Below are 23624 nucleotides of genomic sequence, written 5' to 3'. Positions count from 1 at the left end.
GTTCGACTCCTCTCGGGCGCGCTTTTATTAACGGGAAGTGGCTCAGCTTGGTAGAGCACCTGGTTTGGGACCAGGGGGTCGCAGGTTCAAATCCTGTCTTCCCGATATTCCAAAAAAACATGGGGCCTTAGCTCAGCTGGGAGAGCGCCTGCCTTGCACGCAGGAGGTCAGCGGTTCGATCCCGCTAGGCTCCACTTATCTTAAATATCATTTATGGCGGTGTAGCTCAGCTGGCTAGAGCGTACGGTTCATACCCGTGAGGTCGGGGGTTCGATCCCCTCCGCCGCTACCATAAAGGACCTTTAGCTCAGCTGGTTAGAGCAGACGGCTCATAACCGTCCGGTCGTAGGTTCGAGTCCTACAAGGTCCACCATTAGACGTATATATCTCGGAGGTATACCCAAGTTCGGCTGAAGGGATCGGTCTTGAAAACCGACAGGCGGCGAGAGTCGCGCGGGGGTTCGAATCCCTCTACCTCCTCCATTTTTTCTAAAGTAAATATTTTATCATCGCGGGGTGGAGCAGCACGGTAGCTCGTCGGGCTCATAACCCGAAGGTCGCAGGTTCAAATCCTGTCCCCGCAACCAAATGGTCCCGTGGTGTAGTGGTTAACATGCCTGCCTGTCACGCAGGAGATCGCCGGTTCGACCCCGGTCGGGACCGCCATTTTTACATAAAGGCTCGGTAGCTCAGTCGGTAGAGCAGAGGACTGAAAATCCTCGTGTCGGCGGTTCGATTCCGTCCCGAGCCACCATTTTGAAGTCGCAAGCCGACTTAGCTCAATTGGTAGAGCAACTGACTTGTAATCAGTAGGTTGGGGGTTCAAGTCCTCTAGTCGGCACCACTTTCAAAATGAGCCATTAGCTCAGTTGGTAGAGCATCTGACTTTTAATCAGAGGGTCGAAGGTTCGAGTCCTTCATGGCTCACCATTTACAATTTAATGCGGGTGTAGTTTAGTGGTAAAACAAGAGCCTTCCAAGCTCTGGTCGAGAGTTCGATTCTCTTCACCCGCTTTTCAATTATGGGCCTATAGCTCAGCTGGTTAGAGCGCACGCCTGATAAGCGTGAGGTCGATGGTTCGAGTCCATTTAGGCCCACCATAATTGTTCCGCAGTAGCTCAGTGGTAGAGCTATCGGCTGTTAACCGATCGGTCGTAGGTTCGAGTCCTACCTGCGGAGCCATATTTATAGAGAAGTACCCAAGTGGCTCAAGGGGCTCCCCTGCTAAGGGAGTAGATCGCGAACGCGGTGCGAGGGTTCGAATCCCTTCTTCTCTGCCAGAACTGGCCCGTTGGTCAAGTGGTTAAGACACCGCCCTTTCACGGCGGTAACACGGGTTCGAATCCCGTACGGGTCATACTAAAAGAGATAGCATAATCTGCTATCTCTTTTTTGTTGTGTAAAAGTGGACTTTGGATACTCTGCTTTTTTAGGCAATAGAAGAAATATGAAGTATGGGCTGTTGCAGTTGGGTATATAGAGCCGTAAATACAATCATGTTGTTTATTTGGCCTGTATGAATATGAAGGAACTATCTATCTAACAAATGATACCTCAAGTTGAACTTTTACCCCAGCTGTATGGCTGTAGCCTCCTACACTTGGAGAAACCGATGAAAATACATCCGGGAGCTACTGTGGAAAATAAATAATATATAGAAGAAGCTGCTTTCTCTCAATAGGTGTGACCTACTGAAGACAGCTTTTTTATGTTGTCATTATTGTCGAGTTTTGTCGGTAAGCCGATATATTGCAAAAATCGCTGATATAATTTGAGTTACGGTCGATAAATTTTAATAATCGCTGATATATTTGGAGTTACGGTCCATATATTCTAAAAATCGCCGATATAATTTCACTTACCGACAAAAACCACAAGAAAATCCCTTTCACAATCTAAAGAAAACGCCTCCATTGAAATGGATTCCACACCTATTCCAATAACTTTACATCATATGTGAAAAAGTTCACAAATAGGTCATAATTTGTGAAGTAATTCACAATAATACGTGCTACAATATGAATGTAAAGAAGTTAAACAACATTAAATTAGTATTTTAATTAATTACTTAAACAATCATAAAAAATAGATGTGAACAATAGAGAGGGGAAATTACCATGAAAAAAGGTATCAATCGTGTAGTATTAGTAGGAACAGGAGCTGTAGGTTGTAGTTATGCTTACTCAATGATCAACCAAGGTGTAGCTGAAGAATTCGTATTAGTAGATGTTAATGAAGCAAAAGCAGAAGGGGAAGCAATGGACTTAAGCCATGCGGTACCATTCTCTCCATCACCAACAAAAGTTTGGAGCGGTAGCTATGCAGATTGTAAAGATGCAGATTTAGTAGTTATCACTGCTGGATTACCACAAAAGCCAGGTGAAACTCGTTTAGACCTAGTTGAGAAAAATACAAAGATCTTTAAACAAATCGTTCGCGGTATTATGGATAGCGGATTCGATGGAATCTTCTTAATCGCAACTAACCCAGTTGATATTTTAACTTACGTAACTTGGAAAGAATCTGGTCTACCAAAAGAGCGCGTAATTGGTTCTGGTACTACTTTAGACTCTGCTCGTTTCCGTTACATGTTAGGTGACTACTTAAATGTAGATCCACGTAACGTTCATGCTTACATCGTTGGTGAACACGGTGACACTGAACTTCCAGTATGGAGCCATGCTACTATCGGTGTACAAAAACTAGAAACAATTTTAGCTAATAACGAACAGTACAAACAAGAAGACTTAGATAAAATCTTTGAAAATGTACGTGATGCAGCTTACCATATCATCGAGCGTAAAGGTGCAACTTACTACGGAATCGGTATGTCACTACTTCGTGTAACTAAAGCAATCTTAAACAACGAGAACAGCGTATTAACTGTATCTGCATACCTTGAAGGTCAATACGATGAGAAAGATGCTTATGTAGGTGTTCCAGCTGTAATTAACCGTGAAGGTGTACGTGAAATCGTAGAGCTTGAGTTAAATGAAGAAGAAAAAGCGAAATTCGCTCATTCTGTAAAAGTATTAAAAGAAACAATGGCACCAGTACTATAATAATTACTAAATAATTCAGAGGTGGGAAACTGCTTCTTACCTCTGAACTTATATAATTTAATATAAATTCCTTTTCCGGTTTCCCTTGTATATCCCCAATATACCCCTTTTGCTGGATAAGGGTCGTTTATAGAAAAAGAGCACTCTATTTTACGTAGAGTGCTCTTTATTATTCCGCTATTTGCCGGGCAGTAAAACCTCGACTGATTAAAGTTTCACTTTATTATTTTTTAGGCATTAATCCTAATTTCTTTAAAATATCTGTCAGTGTACCGCTTTTGGATTTTTCAGCAGCTGTTTGTGATTTAGATGCATCTAGCTCTTTTTTCAAGAAGTTCTTTTCAACGAAGCGAATATCTTTTTCATCGACAATCCCATCTTTATTAAGGTCTCCGTCTTTTACAGTTAGTCCTTTTTTACCATAGTTGCTAGCGATAATTTCAGCATCTTTAATATCGATTACTTTATCAGCATTTACATCGCCGGCAAGGTTTTTGTCAGGTCTTGCATAATAATATTGGCCAAGCAGCTTACCGTCTTTTTCAGTACCAAGTTTCGTTGTTAGGCGGCTTGTTAAATGTCCTGGCACCTCTACATATAAGTTATAGTCGCGTTTATTAACTGGAAGTCCATTTAGTTTGAAGTATCCGTATTTATCTAGTGAGCCTTCAAACTTATGACGATAAGAATCAGTCGCATATACTTTTACGCCAAGCTTTGTATAATCGAACTTTTCATCTAAATAGCCACGTTCATTTAAGAATGCACCAGGTTTAATATTTCCTTCTACTAGTGAATTTAAGGACATAACTGAGAATGTTTGATCTTGAAGTACACGCATTCTATTTGGTTCTGATTCACCTTGTTTCCAGTAAACAAAAATTGGTGACTCTAATTGAGCGTTTGCTTCATAAAATTCATCATTTTCTACTTTGAAAGTTACATCAATGAACGGGAAATCACCATCTAATCCAGCAAAGTTTTTGTCATCGATAGCACCGCCAACTGTAACAGAACCTGCCTCTAGTTTCGGTTCATTTACTTTTGCGGTTACCCCTTTGTCGGAAAGTAGCTTTTCAAAAGCAGGATTAAATTTCGCATTTCAATAACATTGTGACAAAAAATATTGAGAAACATTTTTTATGACAGATTATTTTATTTTGATTTTGAGTGGAAAATAGCATGAAAAATAGGATAAACATAATAAAATAAAGGTTGAGAAAAATAATTGGTAAAAATATAGAAGAATAATAAAGCGTTTTCAATGAATATTCGTCAAAATTCGATATTTTACACGGAAATGTGAAGAAAAACTAACATTTTTAAGAAAAAAACGAATGTTTTTTATAAATTAACAAGGATATTGCAGTTTTTCACAGAAATAGTTAAAGTATAAAAAATTCTGTCATCTAAGTGAGGTGAGCATATTGAGTGTAATAAATTGTGAAGAAGTGAAACGAGATGAGTTTCATACAGAAAAGTACTATGAAAGTTATAACATCTTTGGCGCACATGTTGTGACGGAAGATGAGATTCAAGGGGTACGATTTACAGTGTGGGCTCCTCATGCGAAAGCAATGAGTGTTGTTGGAGATTTTAATAAGTGGGATTATGAGCAACATAAGATGCTACAAGTGACAGAAGAAGGCATTTGGTCCTTATTTATACCGCATATTGAAGAAGGAGAAATATATAAATATGCGATTGAAACGTTGGCTGGTGACGTCATTTTAAAGGCAGATCCGTATGCTATATATGCAGAAGTAAGACCGAATACGGCATCTGTAGTTTTTGATATAAAAGGATATGAATGGAATGATAAAAACTGGAATCGTAAGAAAAAGAAAAAACCGATTTATAAAGAAGCGATGACAGTTTATGAATTACATTTCGGTTCTTGGAAAAAGAAAGAAGATGGAACACTATATTCTTACAGGGAAATGGCAGAAGAACTCATTCCGTATGTGGTGGAACATCAATTTACACATATTGAAATTATGCCGCTTGTTGAGCATCCATATGATCGTTCTTGGGGATATCAAGGAACGGGATATTATGTAGCGACGAGTAGATTTGGTACACCGCATGATTTAATGTATTTTGTCGACGAATGTCATAAATATGGAATCGGTGTCATTTTAGATTGGGTACCGGGGCATTTTTGTAAAGATGCTCACGGTTTATATTTGTTTGATGGCACACCGACCTATGAATATAAAGATAAAGATGTACAAGAAAATCTAGTATGGGGAACTGTCAATTTTGATTTAGGAAAGAGAGAGGTACGTAATTTCTTAATTTCAAATGCGTTATTTTGGATGAGATATTTCCATATTGATGGTTTCAGAGTAGATGCAGTTGCGAACATGTTGTACTGGAATAAAGAAGGACAAGAGCAAAGTAATGAGTACGCTGTGTCATTTTTACGGGAGTTAAATGAAGCAGTGTTTGCAGAGGATGAAGATTTTCTTATGACGGCAGAGGATTCAACAGCTTGGCCACTTGTAACAGCACCAACGTATGAAGGTGGGCTTGGATTCAATTACAAATGGAATATGGGCTGGATGAATGACGTGCTGAAATATATGGAGTGTGCGCCAGAGTACAGAAAATATATTCATGAGAAAATGACGTTCTCTTTACTATATGCTTACTCTGAAAACTTCATATTACCCCTTTCTCATGATGAAGTCGTTCATGGGAAAAAGTCGTTATTAAATAAAATGCCAGGTGATTACTGGGATAAGTTTGCTCAGCTTCGTTTATTATATGGATATTTCTTTACTCACCCAGGAAAGAAATTACTTTTCATGGGAGGAGAATTCGGGCAGTTTGATGAGTGGAAAGACCTTGAAGATTTAGATTGGAATTTACATGATTTTGAAATGCATCGTTATATGCATGATTACTTTAAAGAGCTCATAGCATTGTATAAGCGCTCAAAACCACTTTGGCAGCTTGATCATTCGCCTGAAGGTTTTCAGTGGATTGATGCTAATAATAACGAGCAAAGTATTTTCTCGTTTATCCGCCAAGGAGATAAACAAGAAGATGCGTTAGTTATCGTATGTAATTTTACGAAAGCTACATATGAAAACTATAAAGTAGGTGTACCAGATTTCGAGTATTATAACGAGATTTTAAACAGTGATGCACAGCAATATGGCGGGTCAGGGCAAGTAAATAAGAAACGTCTGAAAGCAATTCAAGAACCGTATCATAATCAAGCAGCACATGTAGAAATTACAATTCCACCATTTGGCGTATCCATATTACGACCAGTGAAGACGAGAAAGGGGAGCAAAAAACAAGATGGCTCAAAAACAAAAGTGCGTAGCAATGTTACTAGCAGGGGGAAAAGGTAGTCGATTAAGTGCATTAACAAAAAATTTAGCCAAGCCAGCTGTTCCATTTGGTGGTAAATATCGCATTATCGATTTTACGCTAAGTAACTGTGCGAATTCTGGTATTGAAACGGTTGGGATTTTAACGCAATATCAACCACTTGAACTTCATAATTATATCGGAATCGGCAATGCGTGGGATTTAGACCGAGTAAGCGGTGGAGTCACAGTGTTACCTCCTTATGCGGAGTCTTCAGGTGTGAAGTGGTACACAGGTACGGCAAGTGCCATTTATCAAAACTTAAACTATTTAAGTCAGTACGAACCAGAGTACGTTCTTATTTTATCGGGCGACCATATTTATAAAATGGATTACAGTAAAATGCTAGATTATCATATTGAGAAGGAAGCGGATGTTTCCATTTCTGTTATTGAAGTACCTTGGGATGAAGCGAGTCGCTTTGGCATTATGAATACAAATGAAGAAATGGAGATTGTTGAGTTTGAAGAGAAACCGCAATTTCCAAGAAGTAATCTTGCATCAATGGGAATCTATATTTTTAATTGGTCAATTTTGAAAGAGTATTTAGAGATGGATGCAAGAAATCCTGAATCTAGTAATGATTTCGGAAAAGATGTACTTCCGCTTTTATTAGATGAAGGGAAGAAGTTGATGGCGTATCCGTTTGAAGGATATTGGAAAGATGTTGGAACGGTTAAGAGCTTATGGGAAGCGAATATGGATTTACTGCGCGATGAAACATCACTGAATTTAAACGATCGTAATTGGCGTATTTATTCTGTAAATCCAAATGAGCCACCTCAATATATTGCAGAGCAGGCAAAAGTAGAAGAATCACTTATTAACGAAGGATGCGTCATTGAAGGGGACGTGAAGCATTCTGTATTATTCCAAGGGGTGACGGTAGAAGAAGGTAGTATGGTTATTGATTCTGTCGTTATGCCAGGAGCAAAGATTGGAAAAAATGTTGTGATTGAAAGAGCAATTGTTGGATCGGAAATGGTTATTGAAGATGGAACAATTATTCGTCCGGAAAAAAATGTTGACGATGTAGTACTCATTGCTGAAGGGAAATAGAAAAGGGGGATGAAATGAATGGGAGAAAAAATGTTAGGAATTATTAATGCAACGGGAAGTTTTCCTTCCTTAAAGAAAGTAACAGGGCATCGTTCACTAGCGGCGTTACCGTTTGGGGGCCGTTATCGACTCATTGATTTCATGCTTTCAAATATGGTGAATTCTAATATTCATAGTGTGGCAGTTTTTACAAGTCATAAAAACCGCTCGTTAATGGACCATGTTGGTTCAGGAAAGCAGTGGGATTTAGATAGAAAAAGAGACGGACTGTTTTTATTCCCACCAAATTGCCAATGTGACCAAGATGAATTTGGATCTTTTGCACATTTTAGAAGACATATTGATTATTTTCTAAGAGCTAGGGAAGAATACGTCGTTATTACGAATAGCCATCTCGTAACAGCATTGAATTTCCAGGCGGTGTTAGAGCGACATATACATACGGCAGCTGATATTACGGAAGTTTGCCATGAAGGGGTTTCGCTTCAAACATACGTGTTAAAGAAAAAATTATTGTTAGATTTATTTGAGTCATATAAAGATTTGGAGCAATATAGCTTATTCGATGTGGTGAGAGAAAAGCGCGGAAAATCACTGCATATTGCTACTTATGAGCATACAGGATATGTAGCGATTATTGATTCGATTGAAAGTTACTATAAACATAGCTTAGAAATTTTGCAACCTGCTATTTGGAAGCAAGTATTTAAGAAAGAAGCACCGATCTTTACGAAAGTAAAAGATGAACCACCAACTCGTTACTTAAAAGGTGCAGCCGTGAAAAATACAATGATTGCAAACGGCAGTATTATTGAAGGCGAAGTAGAAAATAGTGTTATCTCCCGTTCTGTTAAAATTGGAAAAGGTTCCATTGTTCGTAACAGTATTATTATGCAAAAGAGCCAAATTGGAGATAACTGTATAATAGACGGTGTTATTATTGATAAAGACGTGAAAATTGGTGACGGTGTTGTACTAAAAGGAAACGCTGATGAGCCATACGTTGTAGAAAAAGGAAGCGTTCAAAACAGTACGATTAATAGTTATTCTTAAAAGAATCAGTGGGGGTCTTCCTCCACTGATTAAAGTTTTAATTCAAATGAAAACTCGAAGGGAGGAAGCTGCAAGGGAAGTAGTATAAGCTTTTCGTGCAGTGGGACAACAAGTGAATATTTTATTTGCAGTATCAGAATGTGTACCATTTGTTAAATCGGGAGGCTTAGCTGATGTAGCAGGTGCGCTCCCAAAAGAGCTAAAAAAATTAGGGGTGGACGTTCGCATTATACTCCCGAATTATAGTCTTATTCCGCCAAAGTTAAGGGATGGATGTACGTTACATAAAGTAATTAATGTCCCGCTCGGGTGGAGAAATCAATATTGTGGAATTTTAAAAGGTGAGCAAGACGGAATTACGTATTACTTAATAGATAATGAATATTATTTTAAGAGAGATTCTCTGTATGGTCATTATGATGACGGAGAGCGTTTTTCTTATTTCTCAAAAGCGGTGTTAGAGTGTATTCCGCACCTTGATTTTGAAGTGGATGTTCTTCATAGCCACGATTGGCATACGGCTATGGTTAATTTCTTACTTCGTGAAAAGTATCAAGATAACCCGTTATATGAGCGTATTAAAACGGTATATACAATTCACAACTTGCAGTTCCAAGGAGTATTTCCTCCTGAAGTGATGTACGACTTGTTAGAGCTTGGTGATGAATATTTTCATAGTGAGCAGCTAGAGTTTTATGGGAATGTGAACTTTATGAAAGGCGGTATTATCGCTTCGGATCAAATTACAGCGGTGAGCCCGACGTATAAGGAAGAAATTCAATATGAATTTTTTGGTGAGAAGTTAGATGGATTACTGCGAAAATATAATGATAAGCTTAGCGGCATTGTAAATGGCATTGATACCAGCGTATATAATCCAGAAACGGATTCGTATATTAAGGCGCAGTATGATGCAGATTCATTATATGAAAAGAGTGAAAATAAACGCGCTTTGCAGCGTTATTTTGGTTTGCCAGAAAAAGAGGATACACCAATTATTTCAATGGTAACGAGATTAACGAAGCAAAAAGGTCTTGATTTAGTACGTACTGTATTCCACGAAATAATGGAAGAAGATGTACAATGTATTATTTTAGGTTCAGGTGATTCGGAATATGAGCAATTCTTTGAGTGGATGGCATATGAGTATCCGGAGAAGGTAAAAGTTTATATCGGATTTAATGAAGAATTAGCTCACCAAGTGTATGCGGGAAGCGATTTGTTTTTAATGCCATCACTGTTTGAACCGTGTGGACTTGGACAACTTATCGCATTAGCGTACGGTACGATTCCAATTGTAAGAGAAACAGGTGGATTAAACGATACGGTACATTCTTATGATGAAGAAACAGGCGAAGGAAATGGTTTCAGTTTCATGAACTTTAATGCACATGACATGCTGCATACGATTCAGCGTGCGATTGAATTCTATCACGATAAACCAGTGTGGGAGCAGCTTGTAAAACAAGCGATGACTGAAGATTATAGCTGGGAGCAATCGGCTCTTGCTTATAAGGAATTGTATAAAAGTCTCATGGAATAACATGTAGGTGGTGAAAAAATGTTTACTCATGTTGAAAGTTTTAAATCAACTTTTCTAGAAAAGTTAGAGACGATGTATGGTAAAAGTTTTAAAGATTCTACAACTCGTGATCAATATAATACGCTCGGCCATATGGTACGTGAGTATATGAATAGTCAATGGATTGCAACGAACGAGAGTTATCGATCCGGAGAGCAAAAGCAAATGTATTACTTGTCTATTGAGTTTTTGCTTGGACGTTTGCTTGGAAGTAACATCTTGAATTTAGGTATTCGAGATGTATGCGAGCAGGGGTTATCTGAACTAGGGATTTCGTTACAAGAGTTAGAAGAAGTGGAAGCAGATGCAGGCCTTGGTAATGGTGGGCTTGGACGCTTAGCAGCCTGTTTTCTCGATTCACTTGCCTCTTTAAACTTGCCAGGACACGGCTGTGGAATTCGTTATAAACATGGTTTGTTTGATCAGAAAATTGTTGATGGTTATCAAGTTGAATTTCCAGAACAGTGGCTTCTTCATGAAAACGTATGGGAAGTAAGAAGGCATGATCAAGCTGTAGAAGTAAGTTATTTCGGCAGTGTTGAACCGCTAGAAATTGACGGACGTTTAGAGTTTAGGCATACAAATGCAGAAGTCATTATGGCCGTGCCATATGATGTGCCGGTAGTTGGCTATGAGACGAGTACTGTAAATACACTTAGACTTTGGAATGCTGAACCAGTTCCTTTCCCGCAAAACTGCAAAGATATTTTGAAATATAAGCGCGAAACAGAGGCTGTATCGGAGTTTTTATATCCAGATGATACGCATGATGAGGGAAAAATACTTCGTTTAAAACAACAGTATTTCCTCGTATCAGCAAGTTTGCAAAACATCGTTCGAATGCATAGAGAAAGATATGGTGACCTTCGTCAATTACATGAGAAAATTGCGATTCATATTAATGATACACATCCAGTTTTGGCGATTCCAGAACTGATGCGTATTTTATTAGATGAAGAAAAACTAGCATGGGAAGAAGCTTGGCACATAACGACGCAAACGATTTCTTATACGAATCATACGACGTTATCAGAAGCACTTGAGAAGTGGCCAATTCACATTTTTAAACCGTTATTACCGAGAATTTATATGATTATTGAAGAGATTAATGAACGTTTCTGTCATGAACTTTGGGAACGTTATCCGTATGAATGGCATCGTATTGAAGAGATGGCGATTATTGCGCATGATCTTGTGAAAATGGCTCATTTAGCAATTGTCGGTAGCCATAGTGTAAACGGTGTTGCAAAAATTCATACGGAAATTTTAAAGCAACGTGAAATGCGATTGTTTTATGAGTTTTATCCAGATAAGTTTAATAATAAAACGAATGGAATCGCTCATAGACGCTGGTTAATGAAGGCGAATCCACAGCTGACAAACCTTATTTCAGAGGCGATTGGAACAGAGTGGAAGAAAGAACCGATTAAGCTTCAAGAGCTACAATTAGTTCAATACGATGCGAGTTTCCAAGAGAAATTTGCAGAGGTAAAACAAGAGCGTAAAGAGATTTTAGCGGCGCGCATTCATAATAAAATGGGGATTACAATTGATCCTAATTCTATTTTTGATGTACAAGTAAAAAGACTACATGCTTACAAGCGACAATTATTAAATGTTCTTCATATTTTATATTTGTATAACCGTTTGAAAGAGGATGCTAGTTTTACATTTTATCCGCGTACTTTTATTTTTGGAGCGAAAGCATCACCTGGCTATTATTACGCGAAAAAAATTATTAAATTAATAAATGAACTCGCAAGAAAAGTAAATAATGACCCGTATGTCAGTCAATATATGAAAGTTATCTTTCTAGAAAACTATCGAGTTTCTTTAGCGGAAGATATATTCCCAGCGGCGGATGTAAGTGAACAAATTTCAACGGCGAGTAAAGAAGCATCGGGAACAGGTAATATGAAATTTATGATGAATGGCGCGATTACACTCGGAACGCTAGACGGTGCTAACATTGAAATAAAAGACCGGGTCGGTGATGATAACTGTTTCATTTTCGGTTTAACAGCGGAAGAGGTTCTTCATTACTATCAAAATGGTGGATATCGTGCAAGTGATTATTATCACCACAATAGGCACATTAAAAAAGTAGTTGATCAATTAACGAATGGTTTCTTTGCACAATCGGGTGCTGAATTTGAGGCGATTTACGATTCTCTCGTTATTCAAAATGATGAATATTTCGTTCTGCGAGATTTTGGTCCATATGCGGAAAGGCAAGAAGCTGTCGGTAGAGCTTATGAGAACCGAACGAAGTGGCTAGAAATGTCGATTTTAAATATTGCACAGTCTGGTCATTTTGCGAGCGATCGAACGATTTTGCAGTATAGTAATGAAATTTGGGATATCGGTAATGCAGTTAAACAGTTTTAAAGAGGTTGCTATATTGGGAGATATATTATCGATTTACCAACAAAAATGGATATTAATAAATAAAACGGGCTTAATAAAATTAAGCTCGTTTTATTTATTTTGCTTAAGAAAGAAATGGAACAGTGGTATATATGATACCTGCCCCATCATACTCTCCTGTCGCAAAGTATGAAAATGTAAAGAAACCTGTAACCGTAAAAATTACAATAAGAAAAAATGCTAAGATAAATTTTAACATGTAAGGTCCCCTCATCCAAAAATAACTTCATACATTATTATAGTATACGAATATTTTATTTCCAATTGTTTACTGGTTAAAAATGAGAAGTCAGACATGTTTTGTATGTTGTAATGGAATGATTATTTGTAATGGATTTTGTGTTTTTTGTAAATGTCATGTTGTGATGGACGTGTGCATACTCCCAATCATGATCATTAAAATTTATATTTCGGGGAGGGAGAAGTGGAACGACATCGAACAAATTGACGAAACGAAAGCTACTAGCTACTTGTAGTTTATAATAATTTCGAAAAGCGATATCTCCTACTTTTGGAGAAGCGAATGTATAAAGTCCATACTGTGCGAAGGCAGTATTTATACGTGCATCTAATATGTGTAATGTGGCAAGCGCGCCACCTAGACTATGCCCAGTAGCTAGCAGTTTTTTATGTGCTGGCAATGATACGAGCATATCCATAATAGAATCACGACAAGACTCATAAATAGAGAGAAAACCGTTATGGACATTTCCGCCATTTAAAGCATAAGGATAAGGTTTTTGATTGACGAGAGAATCAATAATCCAATCTGGGTCTGTTTGAGTGCCTCTGAAGGCAACGATAATTGTATCCTCAGATTCTAATATAAATCCGAACCATTCTGTTGTTTGAATGGCCTTTCCTTGAAACCCTTGTACATATTGAAAACCATTTGGTATTTCGAAAATGCCATTTTGTTTATATTGTTCATACGTTAACTCACAACAAGAAGCTAACAGTATGGCAGTGTCTTTATCAAAGGATAAAGGAGTACGCATTAAGGAAGCCCTCCTTAAGAAAAAGTATAGTTTAATATATGCAGTGAGGAACTTGATTCATTCTTTTGGAAAAAGTGCTTGAACCTACAGTTACGTGAGGGAGTATGGTTTTTGTAAACATATTGTTAGGAGGAGTGTAAGATGAGCAAAAAGGAAGGCTGTTCAATTGGTGAGTTTTCAAAGAGAACAGGCACATCAATACGGACACTACAATATTACGATGAAATTGGAATACTTAAACCTGAAAAGAATGTTAGCTCTGGTCACCGTGTGTACAAGGAAAAAGATATAGTAGAGCTACAGAAAATAGTGAGTCTTAAAGTATTAGGATATAGTTTAGAAGAAATACGACTCATGCTGAAAATGCCGAGTTTGAATGTAAGTTTAAAAGAAACGTTGGAACAACAAAGAAAAGCCTTTGAAGAAAAGAAAAAACACATTGAAGTTTCGATAAAGGCACTTGAACGAGCAATGGTATGTCTTGAGGAAGATGAAGAGTTGGATAGTGACATATTAATGAGTCTAATTAACAGTATTCAAAAAGAAAACGAACAACGTTTATGGCTTGAAGGATATGTATCAAAAAAGTTGGTTGATAGATTATATAATAAGCCAGAAGAAGAGGGCATAGCACTTGATAAAGAATTTGTGCGTTTAGCAAAAGAAGTGAAAAGGTTATTTGGAAGACAAATTGAGGATTCAGAAGTGCAAAAATTGGTTGATGAACATATGAAGGCGACTCTTAAGTATGTTGGTGAAGAGACAATGTATTCTCTAGGTGAATTAGAGAATGTAGAAGAACAATATAATAATATGATGCCATCTCCTTATACGGAAGAAGAAGAGGCGTGGCTTAATGAAGCGATGGAGTATTATATGATTCGAAATGAAATGTATAGCCCTCCACAGTAAAAATAAAGTGCTATAGTTATAAACTTTAGAGAAATGCCTCCGATGTTTTTTGCATTGGAGGCATTTTTTTATTCTTTTCCATCTAAAAGGCGACCAAGTCCACCTAATATACTACTTTCACCAGTACTTTATCCCGCATTAACAGGCAGCCCGATTGGTGAGAGCTGATAATCAGTGAGGGATGAACAAAACCCCACTGATTAAAGGTTCACTTTATCCCGCTAAGCTTGTAAGAGGTTTGAAAAAATGGCCTGTATATATTTGGAAGATGAATAAATAACCTATTTTCTTGTGTTTGTTTACACTATATACAGAAAAAATCGAAAAACAAAACATATTATTTATCTGTTTGTTTTTGCTTCTTTTTCAAATACTCCGTACGCAATCTTTCAAGTTGCTGCTTTTTATCAAATTTGGCAGGCTTCTGTTTTTCATGAAACTTTGCCACAGCTACCTGACTTTTGGAATCCAATTGATATTTTCCCACTTTGTTCACCTACTTTTCTTGTCTCTAAAGAGAATCTATTCAACAAATATAATATACCTTATTTTCCTGAAGTAAACCTTATTACTTTATTTTAACTGCTTTTTCTCGTTTGTAGACGTAAATTAAAACACCCTTTCACTTCAATTACTGCAAGCAAGGGTGTTTTAATTTTATTATTTTATTAGTTGATTGCCATGCCCACATAAGGGCACAGTTTACTCTTTCCCATCTAATAAACGACCAAGTCCACCTAATACACTACCTTCACCGCTGCCTTGCGCTGCTGGGCTTGTCAGGCGTGCTGCTAAGCGGCTAAGTGTTAAGGACTGAATCCAAACTGTTCCAGGTCCTTCTAACGTTGCGAAGAATAAACCCTCACCGCCAAATAGAGCTGTTTTTACTTTTCCAACGAACTCGACGTCGTAGTTAACGTCTTTTGTCATGGCAACGAGACAGCCTGTATCGATGCGAAGTTTTTCACCAGGTTTTAGTTCACGCTTATATACAGTTCCGCCTGCATGCATGAAAGCAAGTCCATCACCTTCGAGTTTTTGCATGATGAAACCTTCGCCGCCGAAGAAACCAGTTCCGATTTTTTTCGTAAACTCGATTCCGATAGAAACGCCTTTTGCTGCACAAAGAAATGCATCTTTTTGACAAACTACTTTTCCTTGATATTCTGTTAAATCTACAGGAATAATTTTACCTGGATAAGGGGCAGCAAATGATACGTGGCGCTTGCCGTGACCTGTATTTGTAAATACAGTCATAAACATGCTTTCACCTGTAACGAGACGCTTACCAGCGCCCATTAATTTTCCGAATAAACCTCCAGATGGGCCAGAACCATCACCGAAGATTGTTTCCATTTCTATGTAATCTTCCATCATCATCATTGCGCCAGCTTCTGCGATCACGCTTTCTTCTGGATCTAACTCAATTTCAACAAACTGCATATCATCGCCGTATAACTTATACTCGATTTCGTGTGCTCTCATTTTTTTTCACCTCGTATGTAATAGATACTTATATTGTACAGAATTTAACAGGATTAGAATACTTTAGTTTTGTTAATTTTTAAATAAAGTGGGAGTATCGAAACTGATTATCAGCTCCCACCAATTGAGCTGTCCGCAAATGGCGGGATAAAATATGAATATGGAAATTCAACATTATATTAAAATTATAAAAAAATGGTGGAATGAAAGTGTTCTCATTTGACGTTTTGGATATAGCGTGATATAGTGAAATCACTATTGAGCTACATAATGTGGTACGGAAATAAAGCACGTTGAATTAAAGGCTGTAAGCTTGTTATACATTCATGTCCTTTATATCCACCTTTTCATGTGGATTCATAGTTTCATTTTTATTTAGGAGGTACATGACATGCAAACAGGTAAAGTTAAATGGTTTAACAGCGAAAAAGGTTTCGGTTTCATCGAAGTTGAAGGTGGAGACGATGTATTCGTTCACTTCTCAGCTATCCAAGGTGACGGATTCAAAACTTTAGAAGAAGGTCAAGAAGTTTCTTTCGAAATCGTTGAAGGTAACCGTGGACCACAAGCTGCTAACGTTACAAAAAACTAATTAGCTAGCGATAAAAAGCATTCCGATTTTCGGAATGCTTTTTTTTATTCTTTGGAGCTCGACTCATTTGAAGATAATTCACCTTTGAAGGTACGTTCTTCAAAATCATCAAGCATTTGTTCATATTCTTCATGCTCTTCTGTAGCGAAAACTTGTGGGTTTTTCCCGTACATATCCGTACCGATAAAGTTTTCAAAATCCTCCACGTAGCCTACGTTTTCTTCACTATTCACGTACATGCCATTATAGTTTTTTGAATCTTGTCTTTCTAAATCGGACGGTGTTTCAGACGTTCCGTAATTTGCGACATCTTGCCACGCATCTTCCGCATCGTACTCAACAGAATGATCCTCATCATGCTTGTGAAAAGAAGGGGATAACACTTCTTCTTCAACTGGTCGTGTATTCATATTTAACTTATTTGTCGCGTGCTGGATGCATGTTGTAGCAGTCGGCATTGCTTCCAATCTTTCAAATGGAATTTCTTCGCCAGACACTTCGCAAATGCCGTACGTACCTGCTTCTATTTTTTGCAGGGCATGTTTCGTATCCGCTAGTTGTTTATGCCAAAGTTCAATAAGCCCGAAGTCTTTTTCACGTTCATATAGCTCTGTTGCCATATCAGCTGGATGATTATCGTAGCTAGATAATTCCCCAACGGAATCACGTTCAGATGCACGATCTTCATTTTCATGTGTTTGTATCGTTTGCTCTAGTTCTTGTTTTTGCTTTTCTAAAACGGATTTAAATTGATTTATTTGTTGTGGAGTTAACATAGTCGTCCACCTTCCTACAATTCAGTTTCTTTACATAGTATGAGCGTTGCGAGGAGGAATTATGAGCTGAAATTGGTATATGAAAAAGGAGCCGCATTAGCAGCTCCTTTTAAAGGAAATATCCAAGTAATAATCCGATTCCCATGAGGAGACCGAAGATTGTGTTTGTTTTTGCTGTTGCTATCATCGCAGGTACCATTTCCATTGGAATGCTTTTGCCGATAAAGCCTTTCGTCGCTTTAAATGCTTTCGGTGCACTTAAAAATACGATAAGCATCCATGGTGATACGATGCCCACGATAATTAAAGCAATTGTCCAAATATAGGAAACGATGAACATAGAAGCGAGTACACCAACGGCTCTTTCACGTCCAACGAGAATGGCTAACGTTTTACGACCGTTTTCTTTATCGCCATCTAAGTCACGGATGTTATTCGCTAGTAAAATGGCACCAATTAAAATGGAGCTTGGAATAGATAGTAAAATGACTTCCGATGTTACAGCCCCAGTTTGAATAAAGAATGAAATCCCGATAATAATGACACCCATAAACAATCCGGCTGTTAACTCTCCAAATGGTGTATACGCAATGGGAAGTGGGCCGCCTGTATAAAGGTAAGCAACGGTCATACAAACAAGACCGATTGCAGCAAGCCACCAGCTAGAATTCATACAAATATAAACACCTAATAGTATTGCGATGCCGAAAAATCCAAATGCTAAGTTAAGCACTGTTTTTGGCTGAATGCCATCGCGAACGATAGCGCCGCCGATACCGACTGAACCTTCGTGATCGAGCCCTCTTTTATAATCAAAGTATTCATTAAACATGTTTGTTGCTGCCTGAATGAGAAGACAAGCAAGAAGCATTATAAGGAAAAGAGGGAGATGTATTTGATTTATACCTCCGACCTGCATTGCATAGGCTGTTCCGATGAAAACAGGAACGAAAGCTGCTGTTAATGTATGGGGACGTAGTAAACTCCACCAAATGCGCCAGCCTGTTTGCTTACTTGGCTTTGGCGCCGTAGGAGAGGAATTCGTTTTGACGTTCATTTCCATGTTGAATCCTCCTTTGGTCACATATTGTACACAACTAAGTGTAGAAAAAGCATCATTTAGTGTCAACGTTTATTTTCTAGGAAGAGAAGGTGAATTTCTCAGAAATGCTAAACGTTGACAGGCCTTTCGTTTGAGGTGTATCTTAAAATCAAGCGTAATTATGACTATTTTTCGCCCATAGGGGGGAGACAATTGTGATTCAAACGAAACAAATAGGCTTGCAAGAAGTTCTAAGTGCGGCCATTAAGCGTGCAACTGATGAAAAAATATTGGTGAGCTTCGTAAAACAAATAGACTGGATGGATCCGCTTCTGTTTTATGCAGCAGGAAAAAGGATTGCATTCGAAAATAGATGTTATTTTGCAGACCCAGCTCAGCATGTAATATTTGCTGGAATTGGTTCTGTTTTCACTATAGCAACTGCTTCTCACAAACGCTTTCAAACTGCTCGTGACGAGTGGGATAAAGTAAAAGAGAAAGCATTTGTACAAAGGGAAAAATACGAATTTGGAACAGGTCCTCTTTTATTTGGCGGGTTTTCATTTGACCAAGAAAAAGAGAAAACAGATTTATGGAAAGAATTTGATGATACGACATTTTCACTACCAGCATTTTTATTAACTGTAAAAAATGAAAAAGCATGGTTAACAATGAATACATTCGTTTCAGCAACAGATTGTGCAGAAACTCTTTATAACGAAATTGTTTCTTTAGAAGAGAAAATTTTTGAGAAGAGTAAATGTGCACTACAAGGATCGAAATTAACAGTTACTTCTAAAGTAGAAGTGGATCCGAAAGGCTGGATGAAGGCTATTGAGAAAGTGCAAGATGAGATGAAGCAGGGGAACGTGCAGAAGGTTGTATTAGCGAGGGAGCTAAAAGTAGAGATGGATCATCATATTGATTCTGCGCTTGTTTTAGAAGCACTTCGCATTGGGCAACCGGATTGTTACGTATTTTCTTTTGATTATAAAGGAGCATGCTTCTTAGGAGCGACGCCAGAGAGATTAATTCGCAAAGAAGATGAGAAGTTTACTTCAATGTGTCTTGCTGGTTCAACTGGTCATGGTCAATCTATAGAAGAAAGTAAGCGAAATAGTGATGCGCTTCTTCATGATGAAAAGAATTTAGCTGAACACGGTTATGTTGTGAACATGATCAGGTCGGTATTAAATGAGCACTGCGAATACGTTAATATTCCAGAAAGTCCAGGTTTATTAACAACGAAAAATTTAATTCATTTATATACGCCTGTAGAGGCAAAAGGCGATGCGAGTCTTTTAACGATGGTAGAAGAATTACATCCAACACCAGCTCTTGGCGGGACACCTCGTTTAGAAGCGATGAAATTAATTCGTGATGTTGAATTGCTAGATAGAGGATTATATGGTGCACCGATTGGCTGGATAGATGATGAAGGAAATGGTGAATTTGCGGTTGCACTTCGCTGCGGATTATTAAATGGCGAGAAGGCATCCTTATTTGCCGGTTGCGGGATTGTAATTGATTCAGTACCGCAACTTGAATATGAAGAAACAAGTTTGAAGTTTAGACCGATGCTTGGTGCTTTGGAGGAATTAATGAAATGAACAATCATATAGAAGCATTATCATATTATTTAGGCGCGTTCGTGGATGAACTGACGCGTCTAAATGTATGTGATGTTGTCATTAGTCCAGGCTCACGGTCAACGCCGATTGCTCTACTAATGGAACAACACGAAGGAATGAACACATATTTACATGTAGATGAAAGATCTGCAGGATTTTTTGCGCTCGGTATCGCAAAAGCGAAAAAACGTCCGGTTGCATTATTATGTACGTCAGGAACGGCAGCAGCGAACTACTATCCAGCTGTATGTGAAGCTTTCCATTCACGAGTGCCGCTTATCGTCTTAACAGCGGATAGACCGCATGAATTAAGAGATGTCGGTGCACCACAAGCGATGAATCAATTTAATTTATACGGTACTTTTGTGAAACAATTTACAGAGATGGCACTGCCAGAAGCAAGTGAAACGATGTATCATTATGCTCGTATGACGACGCAGCGCACGATAGCAAATGCTTGTTTAGCGCCGCAGGGTCCTGTTCATCTTAATTTTCCAGTTCGCGAGCCACTTATACCTGATTTCTCACTAGAAAGCTTATGGGATAAAGGGCGTAGTGAATATACAGGAGTAGTTCAACAAGGAAACGCGGTGATGCCGAGTGAATATGTAGATTCTCTTGTAGGGCGCCTTTCACATATGGAAAAGGGGCTTATTATTTGTGGAGATGATAGTCATGCAGAAATCGCAATGTTTGCGGTAGAATTAGCTGAAAAAACTGGCTATCCTATATTAGCAGACCCACTTTCTAATATTCGTAGCGGACACCACGATAAAACGATGGTAATTGACTGTTATGATACATTTTTACGAAATGAACAGTTAAAAGAAACATGGAAACCGGATGTTTTAATTCGCTTTGGTGGTATGCCTGTTTCTAAATCGTTAACGCAGTTCATAAAAAAACAAACGAAAGCAGTTCATATCGTTGTCGATGAATCAGGACAATGGAGAGACCCAGCTCTTGTTGCGACAGAAGTTGTGCAAGCAAGTGACATTGAATTCTGCAAGGCATTAATAGAAAAAATGCCAGTTATGAAAAAGAATGATTGGTTCCGAATGTGGCAACATATAAACGAAAAAACGAAGGAAACGCTTCGTGAAATGGAAACATATGAAACTGCATTTGAAGGAAAGGTTATTACAGATATTGTGCGCGTATTACCAGAAGACGCAACATTATTTGCGAGCAATAGTATGCCAATTCGTGATACAGACTCATTCTTCTTCACATCGGATAAAAACATCCATGTGATGGCAAACCGCGGTGTAAATGGTATTGATGGAATCATTTCGACAGCTCTAGGAGCGAGCGTTATTTGTGACCCACTTGTATTAGTGATTGGTGATTTATCATTTTATCACGATTTAAATGGACTGTTAGCAGCAAAATTACACGAATTAAATATAACGATTGTCGTTGTAAATAATGATGGTGGCGGTATTTTCTCATTCTTACCACAATATGAGAAAAAGGAACACTTCGAATCGTTATTTGGAACACCGATTGGGCTTGATTATGAACATGTTGTCAAAATGTATGGCGGTTCATTTAGTCGTGTAAATGGTTGGGAGCAATTCCGAGAAGAGGTACAAAAAGGAACAAGGGCGGAAGGTTTACACGTTGTAGAAATTTGTACGAACCGTGATGAAAACTTAACATTGCATCGTAAATTATGGGCAAAAACGCAGGACGTAATTACTGCATCGTTGCAAGGTGAATCAAAATGAACGTAACACTGCAAGGTGTATCGTATGAATATGAAGTAGTCGGAAGCGGGGAACCACTTCTACTTCTTCATGGTTTTACGGGAAGCATGGAAACGTGGCGTTCTTTCGTTCCTTCTTGGAGCGAGCAATTTCAAGTCATTTTAGTAGACATTGTTGGGCACGGAAAAACAGAAAGCCCTGAAGATGTGACGCATTATGATATTCGAAATGTAGCATTGCAAATGAAAGAACTACTAGATTATCTTCATATTGAAAAAGCGCACATACTCGGCTATTCAATGGGCGGTAGACTGGCAATTACGATGGCATGTCTATATCCAGAATATGTACATTCTCTTTTATTAGAAAATTGTACAGCTGGGCTTGAAAGGGAAGATGAGCGGGAAGAACGCTGTGAAAAAGATGAGCGACTTGCTCACAAAATTGAGCGAGAAGGCATCGAAAGTTTTGTAACAATGTGGGAAAATATTCCGCTATTTGAAAGGCAAAAAAGTTTAGAACAAAACGTACAAGAAGCAGTGCGAAAAGAAAGACTTGCTAACAATCCAAAAGGGCTCGCAAATAGCTTGCGCGGCATGGGAACAGGGGCTCAGCCTTCTTGGTGGAATGAGCTGCAAAACTTAAAAATGCCTGTTCTTTTAATGAACGGGGAGCATGATGAAAAGTTCTTTCGCATATTAAAAAACATCGAAAAATGCGTCTCTGACGCGAAATTTGTCAAAATTGATGGTGCTGGCCATGCAATTCATGTGGAACAACCGGAAAAGTTTGATACAATAGTAAAGGGATTTCTAAAAACTATGCAGTGATGCTTTTTTCAGTTAAGAATGAAGTTACACTTATAGAGGAGATCAGAAATATACAAGGAGGTAGTTGTAATGGCTATTGAATGGGTAAAAGAAGGCAATTACGAAGATATTATTTATTCAACATACAATGGTATCGCAAAGATTTCGATTAACCGCCCTGAAGTACATAACGCATTCCGTCCTAAAACGGTAATGGAGTTAATCGACGCTTTTGCACATGCTCGTGATGATGCAAATGTTGGCGTTATCATTTTAACAGGTGAAGGTGGACGTGCATTCTGTTCTGGCGGCGACCAAAAAGTTCGCGGTCATGGTGGATATGTAGGTGACGACCAAATCCCTCGTTTAAATGTATTAGATTTACAACGTCTAATTCGCGCAATTCCTAAACCAGTTATCGCAATGGTAGCAGGTTATGCAATCGGTGGAGGACACGTACTTCATATCGTATGTGATTTAACAATCGCTGCAGACAATGCTGTATTTGGACAAACAGGTCCTAAAGTAGGAAGCTTTGACGGTGGATACGGAGCTGGTTACTTAGCTCGTATGGTAGGACACAAGAAAGCTCGCGAAATTTGGTACCTATGCCGCCAATATAACGCACAAGAAGCGCTTGATATGGGCTTAGTAAACACAGTAGTACCATTAGAACAACTTGAAGCAGAAACAGTACAATGGGCAGAAGAAATTTTAGCAAACAGCCCAATGGCACTTCGCTTCCTAAAAGCTGCATTCAACGCAGACACAGACGGTCTAGCTGGTATTCAACAACTAGCTGGAGATGCAACGTTATTGTACTACACAACTGACGAAGCAAAAGAAGGTCGCGACGCATTCAAAGAAAAACGCAGTCCGGACTTCGGTCAATTCCCTCGTTTCCCGTGATCAAACCAAAAGCGGAGCCGACTGCTTAGCCCCGCTGGCTAAGGTTCTTTCGCACAGAAAGTGTTTTTTACTTTCTCGTGCGGAAGGTTCTTAGACGGAAGGGGCTAGGAGGCGCAGCTAGATGTAACCAAAAGCGAAAGTAGCTCGTTCAGAATGTGAGGGGGATGGAGCTTCTGACGTAGAGGCGCTTTTT

18 protein-coding genes, 15 tRNA genes and 2 pseudogenes are annotated in these 23624 nt (G+C 38.5%); 27 read left to right on the top strand and 8 right to left on the bottom strand.

Features of this window, described 5'->3' with window-relative positions:
- The first annotated feature begins 31 nt into the window (after nucleotides 1–31).
- The 15 genes from MR143_RS28145 to MR143_RS28075 all read left to right on the top strand — a co-directional run bounded on the left by MR143_RS28145 (nucleotide 32) and on the right by MR143_RS28075 (nucleotide 1358).
- Nucleotides 32–105: transfer RNA gene (locus MR143_RS28145), tRNA-Pro, on the top strand.
- A gap of 16 nt (nucleotides 106–121) precedes the next feature.
- Nucleotides 122–194, top strand: a tRNA-Ala gene (locus MR143_RS28140).
- Nucleotides 195–215: 21 nt separating this feature from the next.
- Nucleotides 216–292: transfer RNA gene (locus MR143_RS28135), tRNA-Met, on the top strand.
- A gap of 4 nt (nucleotides 293–296) precedes the next feature.
- A tRNA-Ile gene (locus MR143_RS28130) sits at nucleotides 297–373 on the top strand.
- 17 nt (nucleotides 374–390) lie between these two features.
- Nucleotides 391–483, top strand: a tRNA-Ser gene (locus MR143_RS28125).
- Between the two features lie 27 nt (nucleotides 484–510).
- A tRNA-Met gene (locus MR143_RS28120) sits at nucleotides 511–587 on the top strand.
- Nucleotides 588–590: 3 nt separating this feature from the next.
- Nucleotides 591–666 (top strand) — tRNA-Asp (locus tag MR143_RS28115).
- 12 nt (nucleotides 667–678) lie between these two features.
- A tRNA-Phe gene (locus tag MR143_RS28110) sits at nucleotides 679–754 on the top strand.
- A 14-nt stretch (nucleotides 755–768) separates the two neighbouring features.
- A tRNA-Thr gene (locus MR143_RS28105) sits at nucleotides 769–844 on the top strand.
- A 10-nt stretch (nucleotides 845–854) separates the two neighbouring features.
- Nucleotides 855–930, top strand: a tRNA-Lys gene (locus tag MR143_RS28100).
- A gap of 13 nt (nucleotides 931–943) precedes the next feature.
- Nucleotides 944–1014: transfer RNA gene (locus MR143_RS28095), tRNA-Gly, on the top strand.
- Between the two features lie 10 nt (nucleotides 1015–1024).
- Nucleotides 1025–1101 (top strand) — tRNA-Ile (locus MR143_RS28090).
- A 7-nt stretch (nucleotides 1102–1108) separates the two neighbouring features.
- A tRNA-Asn gene (locus MR143_RS28085) sits at nucleotides 1109–1183 on the top strand.
- Nucleotides 1184–1190: 7 nt separating this feature from the next.
- A tRNA-Ser gene (locus MR143_RS28080) sits at nucleotides 1191–1281 on the top strand.
- 5 nt (nucleotides 1282–1286) lie between these two features.
- Nucleotides 1287–1358: transfer RNA gene (locus MR143_RS28075), tRNA-Glu, on the top strand.
- Between the two features lie 97 nt (nucleotides 1359–1455).
- Here the strand turns inward: MR143_RS28075 and MR143_RS28070 are convergent.
- A pseudogene (locus MR143_RS28070) lies at nucleotides 1456–1632 on the bottom strand (IS4 family transposase); the annotation flags it as partial.
- Between the two features lie 486 nt (nucleotides 1633–2118).
- Between MR143_RS28070 and MR143_RS28065 the strand changes: the two are divergent.
- Nucleotides 2119–3063 carry an L-lactate dehydrogenase gene (locus MR143_RS28065; protein ID WP_000715349.1) on the top strand — a complete coding sequence of 315 codons (945 nt, stop codon included), beginning with the start codon at nucleotides 2119–2121 and terminating at the stop codon, nucleotides 3061–3063.
- 223 nt (nucleotides 3064–3286) lie between these two features.
- Here MR143_RS28065 and MR143_RS28060 read toward each other — a convergent pair.
- Nucleotides 3287–4165: pseudogene (locus tag MR143_RS28060) on the bottom strand (S8 family serine peptidase); the annotation flags it as partial.
- 325 nt (nucleotides 4166–4490) lie between these two features.
- Between MR143_RS28060 and glgB the strand changes: the two are divergent.
- The 5 genes from glgB (at nucleotide 4491) to glgP (ending at nucleotide 12529) form a co-directional block, all read left to right on the top strand.
- Nucleotides 4491–6428, top strand: a complete 1938-nt coding sequence (glgB, locus tag MR143_RS28055) for a 1,4-alpha-glucan branching protein GlgB (protein WP_242281116.1) — start codon at nucleotides 4491–4493, stop codon at nucleotides 6426–6428.
- A complete protein-coding gene (gene glgC / locus MR143_RS28050) occupies nucleotides 6376–7506 on the top strand; it encodes a glucose-1-phosphate adenylyltransferase (RefSeq protein ID WP_000057616.1) in 1131 nt (376 codons plus the stop codon). The genes glgB and glgC overlap by 53 nt, the downstream gene beginning before the upstream one ends.
- A gap of 18 nt (nucleotides 7507–7524) precedes the next feature.
- Nucleotides 7525–8559: a glucose-1-phosphate adenylyltransferase subunit GlgD gene (glgD, locus tag MR143_RS28045; RefSeq protein WP_000504137.1), complete on the top strand. Its 1035-nt coding sequence runs from the start codon at nucleotides 7525–7527 to the stop codon at nucleotides 8557–8559.
- Nucleotides 8560–8671: 112 nt separating this feature from the next.
- Nucleotides 8672–10102: a glycogen synthase GlgA gene (glgA, locus tag MR143_RS28040; RefSeq protein ID WP_002164217.1), complete on the top strand. Its 1431-nt coding sequence runs from the start codon at nucleotides 8672–8674 to the stop codon at nucleotides 10100–10102.
- A gap of 18 nt (nucleotides 10103–10120) precedes the next feature.
- A complete protein-coding gene (gene glgP / locus MR143_RS28035) occupies nucleotides 10121–12529 on the top strand; it encodes a glycogen phosphorylase (RefSeq protein WP_000494102.1) in 2409 nt (802 codons plus the stop codon).
- A 103-nt stretch (nucleotides 12530–12632) separates the two neighbouring features.
- On the opposite strand, the gene MR143_RS33075 is transcribed toward glgP, so the two are convergent.
- Both MR143_RS33075 and MR143_RS28030 read right to left on the bottom strand, forming a co-directional pair.
- Nucleotides 12633–12767: a hypothetical protein gene (locus tag MR143_RS33075; RefSeq protein WP_000911085.1), complete on the bottom strand. Its 135-nt coding sequence runs from the start codon at nucleotides 12765–12767 to the stop codon at nucleotides 12633–12635.
- 76 nt (nucleotides 12768–12843) lie between these two features.
- Nucleotides 12844–13566: a lipase family protein gene (locus tag MR143_RS28030; protein ID WP_001260127.1), complete on the bottom strand. Its 723-nt coding sequence runs from the start codon at nucleotides 13564–13566 to the stop codon at nucleotides 12844–12846.
- Nucleotides 13567–13707: 141 nt separating this feature from the next.
- On the opposite strand from MR143_RS28030, the gene MR143_RS28025 reads away from it, so the two are divergent.
- Nucleotides 13708–14478, top strand: coding sequence for a MerR family transcriptional regulator (locus tag MR143_RS28025; RefSeq protein ID WP_000037214.1), 771 nt, complete (start codon nucleotides 13708–13710; stop codon nucleotides 14476–14478).
- Nucleotides 14479–14815: 337 nt separating this feature from the next.
- Here MR143_RS28025 and MR143_RS28020 read toward each other — a convergent pair whose 3' ends face one another.
- Nucleotides 14816–14965, bottom strand: a complete 150-nt coding sequence (locus MR143_RS28020) for a hypothetical protein (RefSeq protein WP_000521643.1) — start codon at nucleotides 14963–14965, stop codon at nucleotides 14816–14818.
- Nucleotides 14966–15180: 215 nt separating this feature from the next.
- Entirely contained in the window at nucleotides 15181–15963 is a 783-nt protein-coding gene (locus MR143_RS28015; protein WP_001201258.1) for a TIGR00266 family protein, read from the bottom strand.
- A gap of 391 nt (nucleotides 15964–16354) precedes the next feature.
- On the opposite strand from MR143_RS28015, the gene cspD reads away from it, so the two are divergent.
- Nucleotides 16355–16555: a cold-shock protein CspD gene (cspD, locus tag MR143_RS28010; RefSeq protein WP_001193054.1), complete on the top strand. Its 201-nt coding sequence runs from the start codon at nucleotides 16355–16357 to the stop codon at nucleotides 16553–16555.
- Between the two features lie 44 nt (nucleotides 16556–16599).
- On the opposite strand, the gene MR143_RS28005 is transcribed toward cspD, so the two are convergent.
- Nucleotides 16600–17331, bottom strand: coding sequence for a yteA family sporulation protein (locus MR143_RS28005; protein ID WP_000957367.1), 732 nt, complete (start codon nucleotides 17329–17331; stop codon nucleotides 16600–16602).
- A 109-nt stretch (nucleotides 17332–17440) separates the two neighbouring features.
- Nucleotides 17441–18394 carry a 1,4-dihydroxy-2-naphthoate polyprenyltransferase gene (locus MR143_RS28000; protein WP_000425764.1) on the bottom strand — a complete coding sequence of 318 codons (954 nt, stop codon included), beginning with the start codon at nucleotides 18392–18394 and terminating at the stop codon, nucleotides 17441–17443.
- Nucleotides 18395–18588: 194 nt separating this feature from the next.
- Between MR143_RS28000 and MR143_RS27995 the strand changes: the two genes are divergently transcribed.
- From MR143_RS27995 to menB, 4 genes are all read left to right on the top strand, one after another.
- Entirely contained in the window at nucleotides 18589–19983 is a 1395-nt protein-coding gene (locus tag MR143_RS27995; protein WP_000616717.1) for an isochorismate synthase, read from the top strand.
- A complete protein-coding gene (gene menD / locus MR143_RS27990) occupies nucleotides 19980–21734 on the top strand; it encodes a 2-succinyl-5-enolpyruvyl-6-hydroxy-3-cyclohexene-1-carboxylic-acid synthase (RefSeq protein ID WP_001059227.1) in 1755 nt (584 codons plus the stop codon). The genes MR143_RS27995 and menD overlap by 4 nt, the downstream gene beginning before the upstream one ends.
- Nucleotides 21731–22543: a 2-succinyl-6-hydroxy-2,4-cyclohexadiene-1-carboxylate synthase gene (gene menH, locus MR143_RS27985; RefSeq protein WP_001103374.1), complete on the top strand. Its 813-nt coding sequence runs from the start codon at nucleotides 21731–21733 to the stop codon at nucleotides 22541–22543. The genes menD and menH overlap by 4 nt, the downstream gene beginning before the upstream one ends.
- A 69-nt stretch (nucleotides 22544–22612) precedes the next feature.
- Nucleotides 22613–23431, top strand: a complete 819-nt coding sequence (menB, locus tag MR143_RS27980; RefSeq protein ID WP_000963875.1) for a 1,4-dihydroxy-2-naphthoyl-CoA synthase — start codon at nucleotides 22613–22615, stop codon at nucleotides 23429–23431.
- Nucleotides 23432–23624 lie beyond the last annotated feature (193 nt).

The organism is Bacillus cereus group sp. BfR-BA-01347 (assembly GCF_022663835.1).
Lineage (GTDB): Bacteria > Bacillota > Bacilli > Bacillales > Bacillaceae_G > Bacillus_A > Bacillus_A thuringiensis_K.
This window is presented reverse-complemented; position numbering and strand designations above follow the sequence as displayed.